Source organism: Neobacillus drentensis (assembly GCF_036966985.1).
Lineage (GTDB): Bacteria > Bacillota > Bacilli > Bacillales > Cytobacillaceae > Neobacillus > Neobacillus drentensis_E.
In genome coordinates this window covers 1-16,449 of the sequence record NZ_JBALSN010000333.1, presented here as the reverse complement: position 1 = coordinate 16,449, position 16,449 = coordinate 1, and the positions used below count along the sequence as shown (strand labels likewise).

Here is a 16,449-nt window from a genome sequence, read left to right as displayed (position 1 = left end):
CAATCTCACCTTTTCGAATATGAAAATTCACATTATCAATAGATTTTTGATTCGTATGCAACGGGTGAAAGACATTCCAGTTTTTCACTTCAAAAATAGTATTTCCTATTTTCGCTTCCCTTTTTGGATAGCGATTCGTTAATTCTCTTCCAACCATTCCCTTGATAATTCTATCCTCTGAAATTTTATCTTTTTTCATATCTAGTGTTTCTACGGTTTGACCGTCACGCAGAATTGTGATGGAATCCGCCACTTTGGAAATTTCATTTAATTTATGCGATATAATAATGGCTGACATGCCTTGTTTCTTTAATTCTAATAATAGATTTAATAGATTTTCACTATCGTGTTCATTTAAAGCAGCAGTTGGTTCATCCAATATTAATAATTTTACATTTTTGGAAAGTGCCTTCGCTATTTCTGTTAATTGTTGTTTTCCAACGCCCAAGTTTGCCGTTTTTGTATTTGGTGATTCGTTTAATCCTACCTTTTTCAGCAGTTCTCTCGTTCTTATCACAGTTTCATTCCAATTGATAATTCCATTTTTCGCCTGTTCGTTACCAAGGAAGATATTTTCAGCAATTGATAGGTATGGAATTAATGCGAGTTCTTGGTGAATAATAACAATACCTAATTCTTCACTTTGTTTGATGTCTTTGAATTTACAAACGTTCCCATTAAACAGAATGTCCCCAGTGTAGGAACCATGTGGGTAGACTCCGCTCAATACCTTCATTAATGTGGATTTCCCAGCCCCATTTTCTCCACATAAAGCGTGAATTTCGCCCTCTTTTATCTTTAAATTTACATTTTGAAGAGCTTTGACTCCTGGGAACTCTTTTGTAATATTCCTCATTTCTAAAATAATCTTTGACATATTTCACCACACCCTCACAATTTGATAAAATGAGATAGTGACAGTTAATCAACGGTCACTAACTCATTTCCATCACTTATTATTTACTCAGTTCTTCCTTTTTGTAATATCCCGAGTCAACTAGTACAGACTCATAGTTAGTTTTATCAACAGAAACAGGTTCTAATAGATAGGAAGGAACGACTTTTTTTCCATTGTCATACGTTTTGGTATCATTCACTTCAGCTTTTTTCCCCTTTAAAACTGCATCGGCCATAGAAACGGCTTTTTTAGCCAATTCCCTAGTGTCTTTAAACACCGTTTGTGTCTGTTCACCATTTATTATTGATTTAATAGAAGCTAGTTCAGCATCTTGTCCAGTGATAATAGGAAGTGGTTTAGCAGCTGATCCATACCCAACACCTTTTAAAGATGATATGATACCGATACTAATTCCATCATATGGAGATAAAACGGCATCCACCTTGTCAGAAGTATAGTGAGCACTTAATAGATTATCCATTCTTGCTTGTGCAACTGCGCCGTCCCATCTTAATGTGGCTCCTTGATCAAATGAATTTTGACCGCTTTTTACGACTAATTTCCCCGATTCAATGTACGGCTTTAATACTGACATTGCTCCATCAAAGAAGAAATAAGCATTATTATCATCTGGTGAGCCTGCAAATAACTCGATATTGAATGGGCCCTTTCCTGCTTTTAAACCTAATTTTTCTTCAATGTAAGAGCCTTGTTGAACACCTACTTTAAAATTATCAAATGTTGCATAGTAGCTGACATATTTACTGTTTTTAATTAAACGATCATATGCAATGACTTTAATTTCTTGCTTGTTTGCTTTGTCTAAAACATCTGTTAAAGCTTCACCGTCAATTGAGGCTATGACTAAAACGTTTACACCTTTCGTAATCATATTCTCGATTTGAGATACCTGATTCTCTACTACATCTTCTGCATATTGCAAGTCCACTTTATACCCTAACTTTTCAAATTCTTTTTTCATATTTTGACCGTCACTTACCCATCTTTCCGATGACTTTGTAGGCATTGCAATACCTACAAACCCGCTATCTCCACTTGTACTTTTACTTCCACATGCTGCCAACGAAAATAACAATGTTATTAACATAAAAACCGACAACAACTTTTTCATCTGAATCGCCCCTTTGGTTTTTTAGGTTGTATTTTTTTTCCTTGCTATGAATATATCACCCTGTCATTTTCTCGTCTTTTCAATAAAACAACTATTTTTATAAAAATTTAACTTACTTTTAAGCGCTTTCAATAATTTACTGAATACAAAAAAGGACATTCCAAATTACTACAATTGGACTGTCCCATAATTTAAATCTTACTAAAAAACGATATTACAACAATTCTGTACTAGAAATCGAAACTGAAAAACCGGCACCTTTTCGATACTGATTGGGAGATACACCCATTACCTTTTTAAAAGCAGTACTAAAATAATGCTGCGTTTCATAACCTATTTTTTCGGCGATTTCAAGAATAGAAAGTTCTGTAGAATTTAATAGCATAATCGCCTTGCTGATACGCATATTTGTAATCAAACTAACAAAAGAAGTCCCTAATTCCTTTTTCATGATCCTGCTTAAATAAACAGGAGATACGTGCAGATACTGTGCCAATGATTCCAATGTTAAATCTGTTTCTGAAAAATGTTCGCTTAGATAGGATCTCGCTCGCCGGACGATCGGAGAGATTTTTAAATTTTCAGAAATCATTATTTCGCAATGTCTATAAGTTTCAGAAATCACAAATGTTTCTCCTTTAACTTTCTCAAAGTGCATATTCGGTGTCGTGTTCATAAAATTTTTTAATTTCTTTGATAACAATAATACGAAATCTTCTTGTTCACATCCCCAAATACAAACTATAATGAACCCTGAAGGGTCACGAAAAACAACTTTTTGGAAAGATTCAAGTACATCAGCTACGATATCTTCAGTAAAATTAAATAATCGCTCATTATTTTCATTCAATAAAGGTTTATTGATATAAATTTCATGACATTGGATGAGACCAATTTGTTTCGGGCATTGTATAGGCAATTGTAAGAATTTTAGTTGCTTAATAATATCAGATTCTGTCAAATTCCCTTTCAACCACTCCTGACAAAAGTTTTGCTGTAAGAGAGGGATATTTTTAATGATTTGGTCTTCCGCTAGTGCTAAGTACTCACTTTGCTGCTCTCTTTCCTCCAGCTGACTTCTAATACTCTGAAGAACGTTTTTCAATTGAACGGGATTTGCAGGTTTGAGAATATAATCATTAACATTTAAGCGTAATGCTTCTTGGGCATAAGTAAATTCGTCATGACCTGAAATAATGATAATTTTACAGTTAGGCAAACTTTCTCGAACATGTTTAATTAAGGTCAAACCATCCATAATTGGCATATTCAAATCTACCAGCAAGATGTCTACTGAATATTCGATGGCAAGTTCGAATGCTTCTTCTCCATCTTCCGCTTCTGCGACAACCTTCATATGAAGTTCTTGCCAATTGACCGATTCACGAATACCTTCCCGAATAATCGGTTCATCATCAGCAATCAATACCTTCCAATGATTTTGCACACAAATTTCTCCCCTTTCGAACACTATCATCGCTTCATTTTTCTTTAATGGCAGGAAGTACAACCTTCACTGTTGTACCCTTACCTATTTCACTATCAATTGATATACCGTATGCATCACCAAAAGTCAGTTTAATTCTGGCTTGGACATTAATCATTCCGTACCCGAAATTCTCACTTCCTTTACAGTGTTGAGATTGAGTGTATAACACTCCCAATTTACTTCTTAGAGCTTCCAGCTTTTCATTGGGAATTCCCTTCCCATCATCTTTTACATAGAAAACTATATTTCCTTCATGTTCTTCTGCTTTTATAATAATATGACCAGGCCCTCGCCTCTCTTTGATTCCATGATATATAGCGTTTTCTACAATTGGCTGTAATACAAGTTTTAATACATTGATCTTTTCTACATTTGAAGCAATATCTAATGTGTAATGTAATTTTTCTTGATATCTAGCTTTTTGGATCTTTAAATAACTGCTTATATGTTCCATTTCTTCTTTTAGAGGAATTATATCGTTACCTTTACTTAACCCAATCCGGAAAAGCCTTGATAACGACTCTACCAATTCAGCAACATCTTCTGCACCTTTTTTACGGGCCAGCCAATGAATTGTGTCTAATGTATTGTAAAGGAAATGAGGTTTAATATGAGCCTGTAGACTTCGTAGTTCAGCTTCACGTTTTTGGCGCTCTTGCTGCTCATTTAGTGTAATAAGTTTGTTAATTTGAACAAGCATCGTATTAAAGCTGCGTCCAAGTAATCCTATTTCATCCATTCGTTCTCCTCTGTAACGGACTGAAAAATCTCCTAACTCCGCTTTTCGCATAAACGACATGAGTTGCCTGATGGGTCTTGACATAGAATAGGATAAATAATAGGAGGCCCCAAGGCCAAACAAACACACGAAGAAAACGAAACTTATTACATAAAAATGAATTTCCCTTACCTCGAATACTGATTCTTTTGTAGAAAATACACCTACAGTTGTCCAACCGGTAAAAGGAGACTTTCTGTAAATGAATTGAAGCTTATTGTCCTTGACTTGTTTAGAGAAATTACCGGCATCATTTGAATGGAACCAATCATTCGGAATCTTGTTTAGAAAGGGCTCGGATGGCGAGTAGATATTTTCGCCTTTATCGTCAATCACCATTAAATAACCAGTTTTCCCTAAGCGAACATCTTTTGTTGCTTCCGATATCACTCTCAATTTCATATCAATTAATATAACACCCTTTACTTGCTGGGTATCAGGGTCTAAAATAGCTCGTACAACTGACACAACCTCGTCATCCTTGTAGTGTACATGGCTTGTTATGTTTCTGTTAGAGGGGTGTCCTAAGATTTTGAAAATCCCTTCACTTTCTACAGCAGCTTGGTACCACGATTCTTCCGTAAGGCTTTTCTTTGAGCGGGTATACATGTCGTTACTGATGTACTGACCATTGCTGTTTACCACAAGAATGCCTGCTGCTTCTGGATACAAGGTTGTAAGCCCTTGCAGAAATGTTTGTATCTGATAATCATCATTTAAGCGTTTGCCTTGCTGACTTTTTTTCTCGTATAAAAATTGCTTAATTTCCGGGTTAAAAGCTATCAAATAACTCATGTTTTGCATGTTACCAGCGTAAAAATCCAATGTTTTATTGACCTGACCAATTAGCTGAAGTGTATTTTGATTCACTTGTCTCTCTATAATGTGATCTACAGTCCATCCCGTAAGAACCCCTAGACCAATGGAAGGCAGAATACTGATTAACATCAATAGAACAATTAACTTAAAACGTATTGGAAGATTGTTTATTATAAATAGCTTATTTTTGTCCAATTTCATCAAATCTCTCATATTCTTGGTGGCTCACTTTGCATAATAATTTTCTACATTTTCTTTAGTAACAATAGAAATCCCTGTATCTACATATGATGTCATTTGAGGTTGATCTGAAAATTCATGTTTTATTATTGGAGAATTTTTATGTTGGAGATCATATAAAAACAGTAAAGACCAAAAACCCATCCTCCAAGTACCTTGAGCCAAGGTTGCAGAAATAGTACCGTCTTTTATCAAATCCAGAGTTGGTTTATCTGTATCAAAACTCACAATTTTCACTTTTTGATTTCTCTTCAGAAGACCAACAGCTTCACCGACCCCAACCCCTCCATTGGCTTCTGTAGCAAAAATACCCTTTAAATCCGGATGCTTCTTTAAGAGGTCCATGGCGACCTTACTTGAAACAAACTGATCTCCTTTTCCATCTTTTACTGCTATCACCTCTATTCCTGCAGTTTTCTTAACTGTGTCTAAAAATCCCTTTGTTCTTTCCTGATGATTTAATTGATTTGGTGATGTTATAACAGCCACTTTTCCTGTACCACCCATTAATTCAACTAACTTTTGAGCTGCCGCTATGCCAGCTTTATAATTATCAGTGCCCAAAAAAGAAGACACGTTGTCCGAGGAAGCACCTGAGTCAAATAAAACTATTGGAATACCCGCATCCTTTGCTTTTTCGAAAGTATTAGATAATGCGTCTGGGTCGATAGCAGAAATCGCAATACCCGCAGGCTTTTTGGCTATTACCTGTTCCATCACAGTAATTTGTTCATGTATATCATGCTGTGTTGCTCCACGGTACTCAACTGATACATTCAACTTCTGAGCTGCATCCTCAAACCCTTTTAAAGAGCCTTTCCAATAGTCAATTCCTGACTGAAAAGTAACCATTACGTACTTCTCACTAATTCCCTCTTGGCTTTCTCTTTGAATTTTCTCTAAATGGGATAAGTGCGACTCATTAAAATGATAGTCATACATATAAAGAAAGTAGGAGATTAACAGAAAGACGTAAATTAGTAATAGTTTTTTCACTTATGAACCCCCTTCCAAAAATCATAGAGAAAGCGATTACAATAAAAGCTCACTGTACATACAATTCGAACTGTCCTCATCTCTTTTTAGAGGACTATATCACTCTTTTCTCTTTGAATGATTCTAAAGAAAAAAACAATAAATGTATTTATAAAAATCAAGAATTGTTTATAATAATCTGCTATTTTTTGATGAATCTAGCTTGAAAGGTAAATTGAATTATTATTATCATCTATGGGAGAGGATAAATGCGAAGAAGCCAAGGCTTTTTTTAAAAAGCACTTGGCTGATTTGGCATTTCTATTTTTACTTATATATTTTTGATACTACCTATTACATATCCTAGTTTTATTCCAAAACTTTCGGTGCCGATACAGGCTTTAGTGATGAGGATTCAATATCCTCGCCTTCCCACACAAATACCTTCACTTTGTGACCATCCAATTTGGAAGGAAGCTTCATACTCACAGAAAAAGATGACTTAGAACCTGCTGCTATGCTTTGGGTCTGAGATTGGGAGTCTACTAATCTATTTTCACCGTCATATAGAACCATTGTCACTAAAATAGATTGGGTAATGCTTTTATTGCTAGTAACCTGAACTTTAGCACTTAACTTTTCTTTCGGTTGTAGTATTGATGAACTAAAATCAGTGACGACCGAAAATTCCGCATTGTCACCAACAGTTACTTTTGCCTCTACCGGGATAGTAGGTCCTGGTACTTTTCCGTTTACTGGAACACCTGAGAAATTCGGTGTACCATCAGCATTCCAAGTTATTCTCTTCACCCTTGTATGCCTGTTTGGATCATACAGGGGATCCCCTTGTATATCCTTGTAGGAGCGGGCATGATAAACAAGGATATCCGTTTTCCCATCTTCCGCTATAGTAAAGGCATTATGTCCCGGTCCGTACAGGCCCGTTGTTTCATCGCTTTTCAACACTGGTTCTGGCGATTTCTTCCATGATTTAGGATCTAATAAATCACTAGTATCTGAAGCGGTCAATAACCCCAAGCTATAATTAGCATCGGTGGCGCTTGCAGAAAAAGTCATGAATATTTTCCCATTACGTTTTAAAACACTCGGTGCCTCATTGACCCAAAATCCCTGTCTTTCCCAAGCGTAATCCGGAGTGGAGATCATAACCGGTTTCCCTGCAATCGTCCATGGATTACTCATTTCCGCGATATAGAGATTTGAATTTCCCCCATCCTTCTGTGCCCAGGCGAAATAACGTTTGCCATTGTTCTCAAATGTGGTGGAATCTAAAGAAAAATTGGTGAAGGCCGTACTGCCTGCTGGTTTTTGCATCATGCCTTTTTCTGTCCATGTTCCAGTGAGTGGGTTCGCATCTCCGCACTCGAGAACATATGGACGGATTTTCCAAATATCTTCCGCTGCTCCCGCTGCAAAGTAAATGTACCATTTTCCGTCGATAAAATGGATTTCAGGTGCCCAAATATGCGCTCCCATATCCCCAGTAGCGTGTTTGGTCCAAATTACTTTTTCCTCTGCTGTGGCAAGGCCCTGAAGAGTTTTTGCTCTCCGCAACACAATGCGGTTATATTCAGGTACCGATGCTGTGAAATAATAATAGCCATCCGTATGTTTAAAAATGTGAGGATCTGCTCTTTGCTCAATCAAGGGGTCAGTATATTCATAGGTTGTCGCCTCGCCTTTTACAGTAAAGGTTCCGGTTTTGGAATAATCTTGTTTGTTCACTTCTGCCCAATCCACATTGAGTGTTCCAGTAGATCCGTCACTATAATGTACGTCTACAGTAGATGGAAGCTGTGGAGCGGTGCCCTGTTTTGTCTTAACGTTCACCTCGTCAACTTTAGCAATCTTAGTAACACTTATATTGGCAACGGGCTGGATTTTGGTACCATAAACTGACCCCTTGACTTCAAGCTTCCCAATTTGTGAGAAATCATCATTTGAAATAGGGTCCCACTCTACATCAAGTTGCTCAGTATGACCATCGAAATGATGTACAGTTACCTTCTTAGGAAACTTTGGCGGGAAATCTACCATTGTTCTCAGATTCACTTCATCAATCGAAACGATACTGTCAGCCAGCACAGTGACGTTAAAGTTTTTCGTTTCTGAATAACCATTCCGGTTTATTGCCGCTGTCAAAGTAACACTTGCATCCTTCTGGTCTTTTGCAGGTCTTGTCACTACACCTGTATTGGAAATTACTGAAGGTGAGTCAGATTTCCAAGAAATTGATACCCCCCCGTCAGCAGTCACAGGTAATTTTAAATCTTGAATGACTTTTGAAGTATCACCAAGGGTCAGAGTTCCCGCAACCCTCCCAACGGCTTCTTGGTCGGTCATAGATTCTGAGATAACCTTCTGGATTTCTTCGGCACTCAATCCTATATTATAGATGCGGAAATCACTTACTTTACCGTCTAAATAAGGATCGGGCCAATTCGATTTTCCGATATAGTTATAGGCAGTTTCCCCGAAATCGGACGGTTTCTTGGTTGAAGTTCCCGTAGCACCAACCTTACCATTTACATAGATTGTGTAAGCTGTCCCGGTTTTGCTGATAGCGATATGTGTCCATTCACCGACCTTAGGAGCACTTGGAGTAGCATCTGCAACTCGTCCTACTATATCCAAATACAAGTTTTCTGTAAGGAAGATTTTACCTGCATTAGCTCCTGTTCCGAAATCAAAAATTCGAGTCCAATCACCTGTTTTTGAATCCAAATATACCCATGTGGAGATGGTGAAATCATCCAGAGTACTCATAATACCTGATGGCAGTTGCACATATTGGCTTTTTGTATGATCAAGATCAATACCGGTCCTGCCATCCACAGTAGTTAGGGAAGCCCCATTCATAACGGTGGCATCCTTGCCATGACCAGAGGCATCAGTTATGGATGTCCCGCTTAACTTATCGAATTTATACCAAGATGTGAGACCTTCCTCTGTTACTGAAACACTTCCAGTTGACTGTTGAACAGCACTTGTTGTTTCTGGAGTTACTGTTGCAGCCCAAGAAGGAACAACCGTTGTTGGAACCGACAAAAGTGTGACTGCCAGTGCACAATGAATTGTTTTTTTCAACTTCATATTTAATCCCTCCTTATGATTCTTATATAAAATTGACTTTTTAGATTATTAGATTTTTTCTCCTAAACTAGTGCTTAGATACCTAGTTAAGTATTCCAAGATATTCAATGATTTTGTGGTCCGAGCTTATATTGGAAGCTGGTATTCACTATTTCACTTAAGTCTGTAGCACCGAGACTGACATCATATTTACCGGCTGCATGATTCGAAAGTGTAAATACATAACTGAACTTACCGTCGTCTTCCGTTGTAATTTGATCAAGATAATCCAATTTACCATTTGGGGCTGTAACTCTAACCGCCACATCCGTTCCTTTTTTCTGAGTCAAGGAACCTTCAATTACAACTTTTCTATCATTCACAGATATTTTTAAATCTTTTATAGTTGCAGGCTTCTGTTTTTCTACACTGATTGTGGCCGAATCAGTAAATTGCCCTTCGTCGGTTGTGGCAATGATATCAGCATTACCAGGAGATTTTGCAGTAATTGTAACAGTTGTCTTACCATCTTCAGGATCATATGTTGGTTTAGAAATGGATACCACATTAGGGTCACTGGAAGAAAAAGTCACTTTTTGATTAAGTACACTATTTGGTAATACAATAGCAGACAAATTGCTTTCATCATTTTGTTGTAGTGTAAGACTATCAATATTTAGTTGGACATCCTTTACATCTGCTTCTGACATCTTAAAAGTTGCATTCTCTTTATCCCCTTCGGTATTCACTTGCTCTAACTTCAATAAGTAATCCTTTTGCTTAATATATAAATTCGGGAAGTTATATGACTGAAAGGAAGTCCAGTTCGAATCCGATAAACCTGGCACCTTTTTAAATGTGGCATCAGCTTTGAAAAGACCTGTACCGTCATTTTTTACAAGAGCGAGAACATTATTACTATGCCTTAAATAATATCCCGGCTTATTCACTGACTGAATGGAAACATACTCCTCTCCTGATTTCGCTAGTCCAGGGACTATCTGCCATCTGGCATCAAAATTTGAAATATTCAATGCGTCTAAAGGATCAATCCGTGCATCATTGTTATAGTGCCTAATATAGCGGTCTAGGAAACTGTACGACTGCAGCTTTTGTCCTTCACCATCCAAGCCTGTGGAAGTAGGGACCACTTTTTTTATTGTGCCGTCGGGATTGTAGTATAATCGATCGATTGAGACTGAGCGTCTGTATGAACTTCCGGTTGGCAAAGCAGCGGTATGATAAATAATGTACGACTTTCCTTTGAAATCAATAATGGATTGATGACTTGTATTACTATTGTTTTTATCATTAGGGTCTGAGGTGAACGGATCCATAAGCACTCCCTTATATTCCCATGGACCGGTAGGGCTCTCACTCATTGCGTAAGCTAGACCTTCTGGCCAATTATGAGCAAATGATAAATAATATTTGCCATTCCGCTTATGGATCCACGGAGCTTCTGTGAAACCACCTTTCAAGTTATTGATGGTAACCTTTTGAATATCCCCGTCTAACTCGATCATGTTCTGTTTGAGCTTTGCATAGTATGGATACGAATTTCCCCAGTATAGGTACCCCTGTCCGTCATCATCGATCATAACTGTAGGGTCAATATCATCCCATGAAATGTTGGAGGTGGTCATTTGATTGGTAATCAATGGCTTTCCAAGTGCGTCCTTAAACCCTTCAGTTGGACTTTGGGAGGTAGCTACACCAATACAATATCCACTACCGTCCTTATTATTAGTGGCTACATACCAATAATAGGTACCGTCTCTCTCTATTACTTGACTCGCCCATGCGGCATCTTCCCTTGCCCATGAAAAGGTATCCTTGACGCTGAGAGATCCTTCTTGTTTCCAATTCACCATATCTGTTGTAGAATAAATGAGCCATTCAGGCATGTAATAAAAGTTTCCACCTGCACTAGCTTCATCATGTCCTGCATAGAGATAAACCTTGTCATCCTGAACGAGCGCTGCCGGGTCTCCGGTGAACTTATCCTTAATAATAGGGTTTTCTGCATAGGCTGCAGTTGAAAAGGATGATAATAGTAGTGTTGATAACATAATTTTCGAAACTACTTTTTTCATAGGGTTGTGTAATACCTCCTTAAAAGATAATATTTAAACGCTTTCATATGTGAGAGTATATCAAATCAGTTGTAGACAATCTTTATAAAAATCTACGATATTTTATAAAATACAACACATTATTTTTATAGCAAAATTTTGTTCGATAAAAACTTTGCTTACTAGTTTAATAAGTATACATAAAATAAAAATAGACCTTAAAACCACTCTTAACGTGGTTTCAAGGCCTGTACTGTACCTGGTTAAGTTCTATTATTAATAAGCCCGATTAATGAAATCCCGTTTGGCGTTCTCCTGACTAAAGATCCCTTCCTCTGTGACGATTTTGACCGGAATCTCTTTTCCTTCCTTATAATCCATTATAACTTTCATTAATTCTGGCCCTAACAAAGGATTACACTCCACTGTCAAATTCAATTTACCTGCAAACAGGGCATTAAAGGCTTCTTTTGTAGCATCTACTGAAATGACCAAAATGTCTTTACCAGGCCTTTTCCCATACTCTTCGATGGCCTCAATCGCTCCCAGCGCCATGTCATCATTATGGGCGTAAACTACCTGAATTTCATCCCCATACTTTTCTAGGTAATCTTTCATGACACTCCTGCCTGCTTCTTTCGTAAAATCCGCTGATTGAGAAGCGATGATGTGATAGTTCGAATGATTTCTTAGCAGCTCCTCAAATCCCTTTTTCCGATAAACAGTCGGGGAAGCACCCGGTGTCCCCTGCAATTCTACAATATTGATGTTCTTTTTTACTCCTTTGGTTTGTCCTAAAAGCCATCTGGCAGCTCTCCTTCCCTCTTCCTGAAAATCAGAGCCAATCGAAGTCAGCCAAAGAGAATCATCTTTAAGGTTCAATTCACGGTCCGTCAGAATCACAGGGATTCCAGCCATTTTAGCTTCTTTCAGAACATCTTCATACCCCGATTGTACAACAGGTGAAAACGCAATGACATCTACCCTTTCCCGAATAAAATTGCGAATAGCTTTGATTTGATTATCTATACTTTGGTTGGCATTTTTAAATTTAAGCTCGATACCAAAATCTTGAGCCGCTTTTTTGATTGAAGCAGAATTGGCCGCTCGCCAGCTGCTCTCTTCACCAACTTGTACAAATCCTAGTTCAATCTGATTTTTTTGCTGTTTAGGAATATTTAATGTGTTCTGTTTTGTTTGTACATATTGGTCCAGATTATCTTTCGTAATTTTATTTACACGTAAAAGAATTTTTTTCGGAATACCCGATTTTCCTTGCAATAGATCCATTGCATACTGAATAGATTCTTTGCCACCCGTCCTATAGGCGAAGGTCCCCTTCAAAATGTTACGTCTAACCAAATCAAGTCCTCCATCATCATCTTCTAGTCCATCCACGCCAATGATATTAACTCCTTGAATTCCCTTTTTTTCAAATGCCCTATGTACCCCAAGAGCCATTGCATCACTATGAGCGAAGACGAAATTGATTTTGCGGTTCTTTTTTAGCCTCTCTATTACCTCATCTTCGGCTTTATCTCTATTCCAATCTGCAACTATCGTATCCACCAGGTGAATATTATGATGATTTTTGATTATTTCATTGAAGCCCTTACTTCTTTCAATCACTGGAGGTGATTGGGAGAGTCCTTGTATTTCTACTAAATTTACTTTTTTATCTCCAGCCAGATCTGCCACCAATTGTCCGGCGTTTCTGCCAATGACCTCATTGGCTGGTCCAATAAATAAGCTATAATCATACCCATCGATTGCTCGACCTAAAACAATTACCGGTATTTTTTTATGCACCTTAGCGATTATAGGTGTTAAACTTTTGGAATCATTAGTGGAGATAATCAACAAGTCAATCCCAAAATCAAGTAATTTATTAATATCTTGCTTTTGTTTATCAATACTATGAGCTGCATCAGTATAAATTACATGCAAATCTTTATATCGATTTGATTCACTTTTAATTTCATTATTCATCGCTACTCGCCAAGGTTCAGTTAAATTTGCCTGGGACACACCTATAACAAATTTTGTCCCCTCATTCGACTGGTGAGAAGCTTGCGCTGATATATAGCCAAACCATCCAAGGATAATTAAGACTAAAATTGTCATCCAATATCTTTTCTTAAACCGAAACCCGGCTTTCACTAATGCCCTGCCTCCTTAACATAATTTGAAGGAGATACACCCATTACCTTTTTAAAAGCTGTACTAAAATAATGCTGAGTGTTATAACCGACTTTATCCGCAATTTCATAAATTTTGTATGATGGGTTTTCCATAAATTTAATGGCATATTGAATCCTGACTTGGGTTAAGTAATCGATAAAGGAAGAACCTAATTCTTCCTTTAAAAGCCTACTTAAATAACTTGGACTAACATTAACTTCTTGAGCTACCTCCTGGAGGGTTAAATCTTGTTTGTAGTAATGTCTCTCAATATATCTTTTAGCCAAAATAACAACAGGCATAATCATAGATTGTTCGTTAAGCTCTTTGATGAAATGACTATAAACATCTGGGATTTCGGTTGGTGGCTTTTCTACAACTTTTTTGGCTATCATTATTTTTTTACCTGTCAACTTTTCGATAACCTCTTCAAATTGGTCACATAATACATCCATTGGCCCTAACTCTTCCGTAGGTATCATTGCTACAATATGATTGCTTTCATCCCGGAAGACAACACGCGGCTCGAAAGCATCGAGTAATTCATTGATAATGTTTTGCATGCTAAAAAACAATAGGTCCATTTCCCAAGCATCTCCGATATTTCCTTCTACTGCTAGCCTGATAGGCTTAATTACAAAAATTCCAACTTTTTCCCAATCTAGACGAAAATAGTGGAGTTGCTTATGAATTTCTTCTTCATTTAACTGCCCTTTAACCCACTTGCACAGAAAACTGTTTCTAACCAAATCAACATTCTCTTCCAATTGTTCATTCATCCATTGAACCAATTGATTACTTCTTCTAGATTCATTCAGATGGTTAACCGCTTTGGTAACCGTTCTTTTCAGGTCATCAGGATTAACCGGTTTTAGTAAGTATTCAAATACATTTAATCGCAGTGCCTCCTGAGCGTAAGAGAATTCATCATGTCCACTAATTATGATAATAATGGACGAAGGCAGTTCATTTTTCAGTTTTCCAATCAATTGCAATCCATTAAGGAAAGGCATATTAATATCCAAAAAAAGAATATCAGGCTTAACCTCCAGCGCCAACTCAAATGCAGTCTCCCCATCTTGAGCTTCACCTGCTATTTGTATATTCCATTCATCCCAATTCAGCGATTTTTTCAAACCCCTAATAATTTTAGGTTCATCATCAGCAATAAGTAATTTCAACACTTTCATCCCCCCCTATTAAAATGAAAGAAAAACTTATCAACTTGACACATCTCGTACGATTGGGTGCCAAATCTCTACTGTTGTACCTTGATTTTCTATGCTATGAACATTTAACCCGTAGTCATTTCCAAAAGAGAGCTTTATTCTTTCATTTACATTTAACATTCCATATCCGCTCGAATCTTCACCGCCTATCATCCCTGTTTTTTGCAGTCGTTGATTTAATTTTGTTATCATTTCTGGATTCATTCCACTTCCATCATCCGTTACACTAAGGAAAAGCTTGTTGTCAATGATTTTTACTTGAATTAGTATTTTTCCTCGGCCTCTCTTGGTTTTAATAGCATGATAAATCGAGTTTTCTACTAGTGGTTGTAAAATGAGTTTGAGAACAAAAAGTTCTCTTGCTTCCTCCTGCACGTCGATAACATAATCAAACTTATCTTCATATCTAGTCATCTGAATAATCAAATAACTTTCTATGTGCGCGATTTCTTCTAATACCTTTATACTTTCTTTTCCCTTACTCAACCCAATCCGAAAAAGTTTTGTCAACGCATCAATCACGTCCATAATGTCCTTTGCTTGATATTCCATGGCCATCCACTTAATGGTATCAAATGTATTGTAAAGAAAATGAGGCTTAATTTGCTCTTGCAGAACTTTTAACTCTGCCTCACGCTTTCGTTTCTCTATCAAATTAATCAGGTTGAGAAGGTTTTTAATCGATTCAATCATACTATTAAAACTGTCTCCAAGCTGTTTAATCTCATCTTCATTTTTACTTTCAAATTTATTGTCCAAGTCTCCTTGTGCTGCTTTTTTCATAAGTGAGCTAAGTTGACCGAGTGGCCTTGTAATTGACGAAGTGAAAAAAGCGGCTGCAAAAATAGCCAAAATTAGCACAACCATTGCTATAATTCCTGCAGTCCATCTCATATCCTTTATAAAAGCAAGCGTTTCGTTAATTGAGAAAACTCCAACAATCTTCCATTTTGTATATTCAGAGTAGTCATACATCACCTGGAAATCAGTATCTTGAATGTTTTTAATAAAACTTCCTGATTTTCTATTATTGAACCAAGAATCCTTTATACGATATACGATTTTATTTACTGGGGTGTACACTATACGGGACTGCTCATCTATAACGTATACAAATCCATGCGCACCAAAGCCCATATTCCGGATTTCATTATTAATAGTATCAAGCTTCCAATCTATCAGAATAACTCCCAAAACTTCACCTGTTTTTTCATTTATGACCGCTTTGGTGACTGAAAGTACTTCATCCGCGCTGTATTTTGGACTTGTGGTGAGATTCCTGCCGATTGGCCTGCTCTCCAAATGAATCACTGAAGGAGCATTAGCTGCTTGCTTATACCAACTCTCATTGGTTAGAGGGTCCCTTGTCGTTCTGGACATTTCATTACTAATTAACAAGTCGGACTTATTAACTATTAAAACCCCAGCAATCTCTGGGTGTGTATCCGTATACATTTTCATCTGCGTTTTTATTTTAGATAGCAGACCCGCAGAGGACTTTTGTACGAGCAAAAAATCGCTTACATTTTCGGTCCTGCTT

Annotated in this window: 10 protein-coding genes; all 10 read right to left on the bottom strand. The window is 37.2% G+C overall.

Annotation, left to right across the window (positions count from 1 at the left end; genetic code table 11):
* On the bottom strand, positions 1–877 hold an 877-nt coding region (locus tag V7659_RS20850; protein ID WP_335541956.1), incomplete at its 3' end, for an ATP-binding cassette domain-containing protein.
* 79 nt (positions 878–956) lie between these two features.
* Positions 957–2,030: a multiple monosaccharide ABC transporter substrate-binding protein gene (chvE, locus tag V7659_RS20845; protein ID WP_335541955.1), complete on the bottom strand. Its 1,074-nt coding sequence runs from the start codon at positions 2,028–2,030 to the stop codon at positions 957–959.
* Between the two features lie 214 nt (positions 2,031–2,244).
* Positions 2,245–3,477, bottom strand: coding sequence for a response regulator transcription factor (locus V7659_RS20840; protein ID WP_335541954.1), 1,233 nt, complete (start codon positions 3,475–3,477; stop codon positions 2,245–2,247).
* A 34-nt stretch (positions 3,478–3,511) separates the two neighbouring features.
* The gene (locus tag V7659_RS20835; RefSeq protein ID WP_335541952.1) at positions 3,512–5,317 is read right to left on the bottom strand and encodes a cache domain-containing sensor histidine kinase; all 1,806 of its coding nucleotides are present in this window, start codon (positions 5,315–5,317) and stop codon (positions 3,512–3,514) included.
* Positions 5,318–5,341: 24 nt separating this feature from the next.
* Complete coding sequence (locus tag V7659_RS20830; protein ID WP_335541951.1) at positions 5,342–6,352, bottom strand: substrate-binding domain-containing protein; 1,011 nt, start codon at positions 6,350–6,352, stop codon at positions 5,342–5,344.
* A 348-nt stretch (positions 6,353–6,700) separates the two neighbouring features.
* Positions 6,701–9,445: a family 43 glycosylhydrolase gene (locus V7659_RS20825; RefSeq protein ID WP_335541950.1), complete on the bottom strand. Its 2,745-nt coding sequence runs from the start codon at positions 9,443–9,445 to the stop codon at positions 6,701–6,703.
* Positions 9,446–9,549: 104 nt separating this feature from the next.
* Complete coding sequence (locus tag V7659_RS20820) at positions 9,550–11,520, bottom strand: family 43 glycosylhydrolase (RefSeq protein WP_335541948.1); 1,971 nt, start codon at positions 11,518–11,520, stop codon at positions 9,550–9,552.
* A 255-nt stretch (positions 11,521–11,775) separates the two neighbouring features.
* Entirely contained in the window at positions 11,776–13,659 is a 1,884-nt protein-coding gene (locus tag V7659_RS20815) for a substrate-binding domain-containing protein (RefSeq protein WP_335541946.1), read from the bottom strand.
* Entirely contained in the window at positions 13,659–14,864 is a 1,206-nt protein-coding gene (locus tag V7659_RS20810; RefSeq protein ID WP_335541945.1) for a response regulator transcription factor, read from the bottom strand. The genes V7659_RS20815 and V7659_RS20810 overlap by 1 nt, the downstream gene beginning before the upstream one ends.
* Before the next feature lie 36 nt (positions 14,865–14,900).
* Positions 14,901–16,449: cache domain-containing sensor histidine kinase (locus V7659_RS20805; protein WP_335541943.1), on the bottom strand; the 1,549-nt coding region annotated here is incomplete at its 5' end.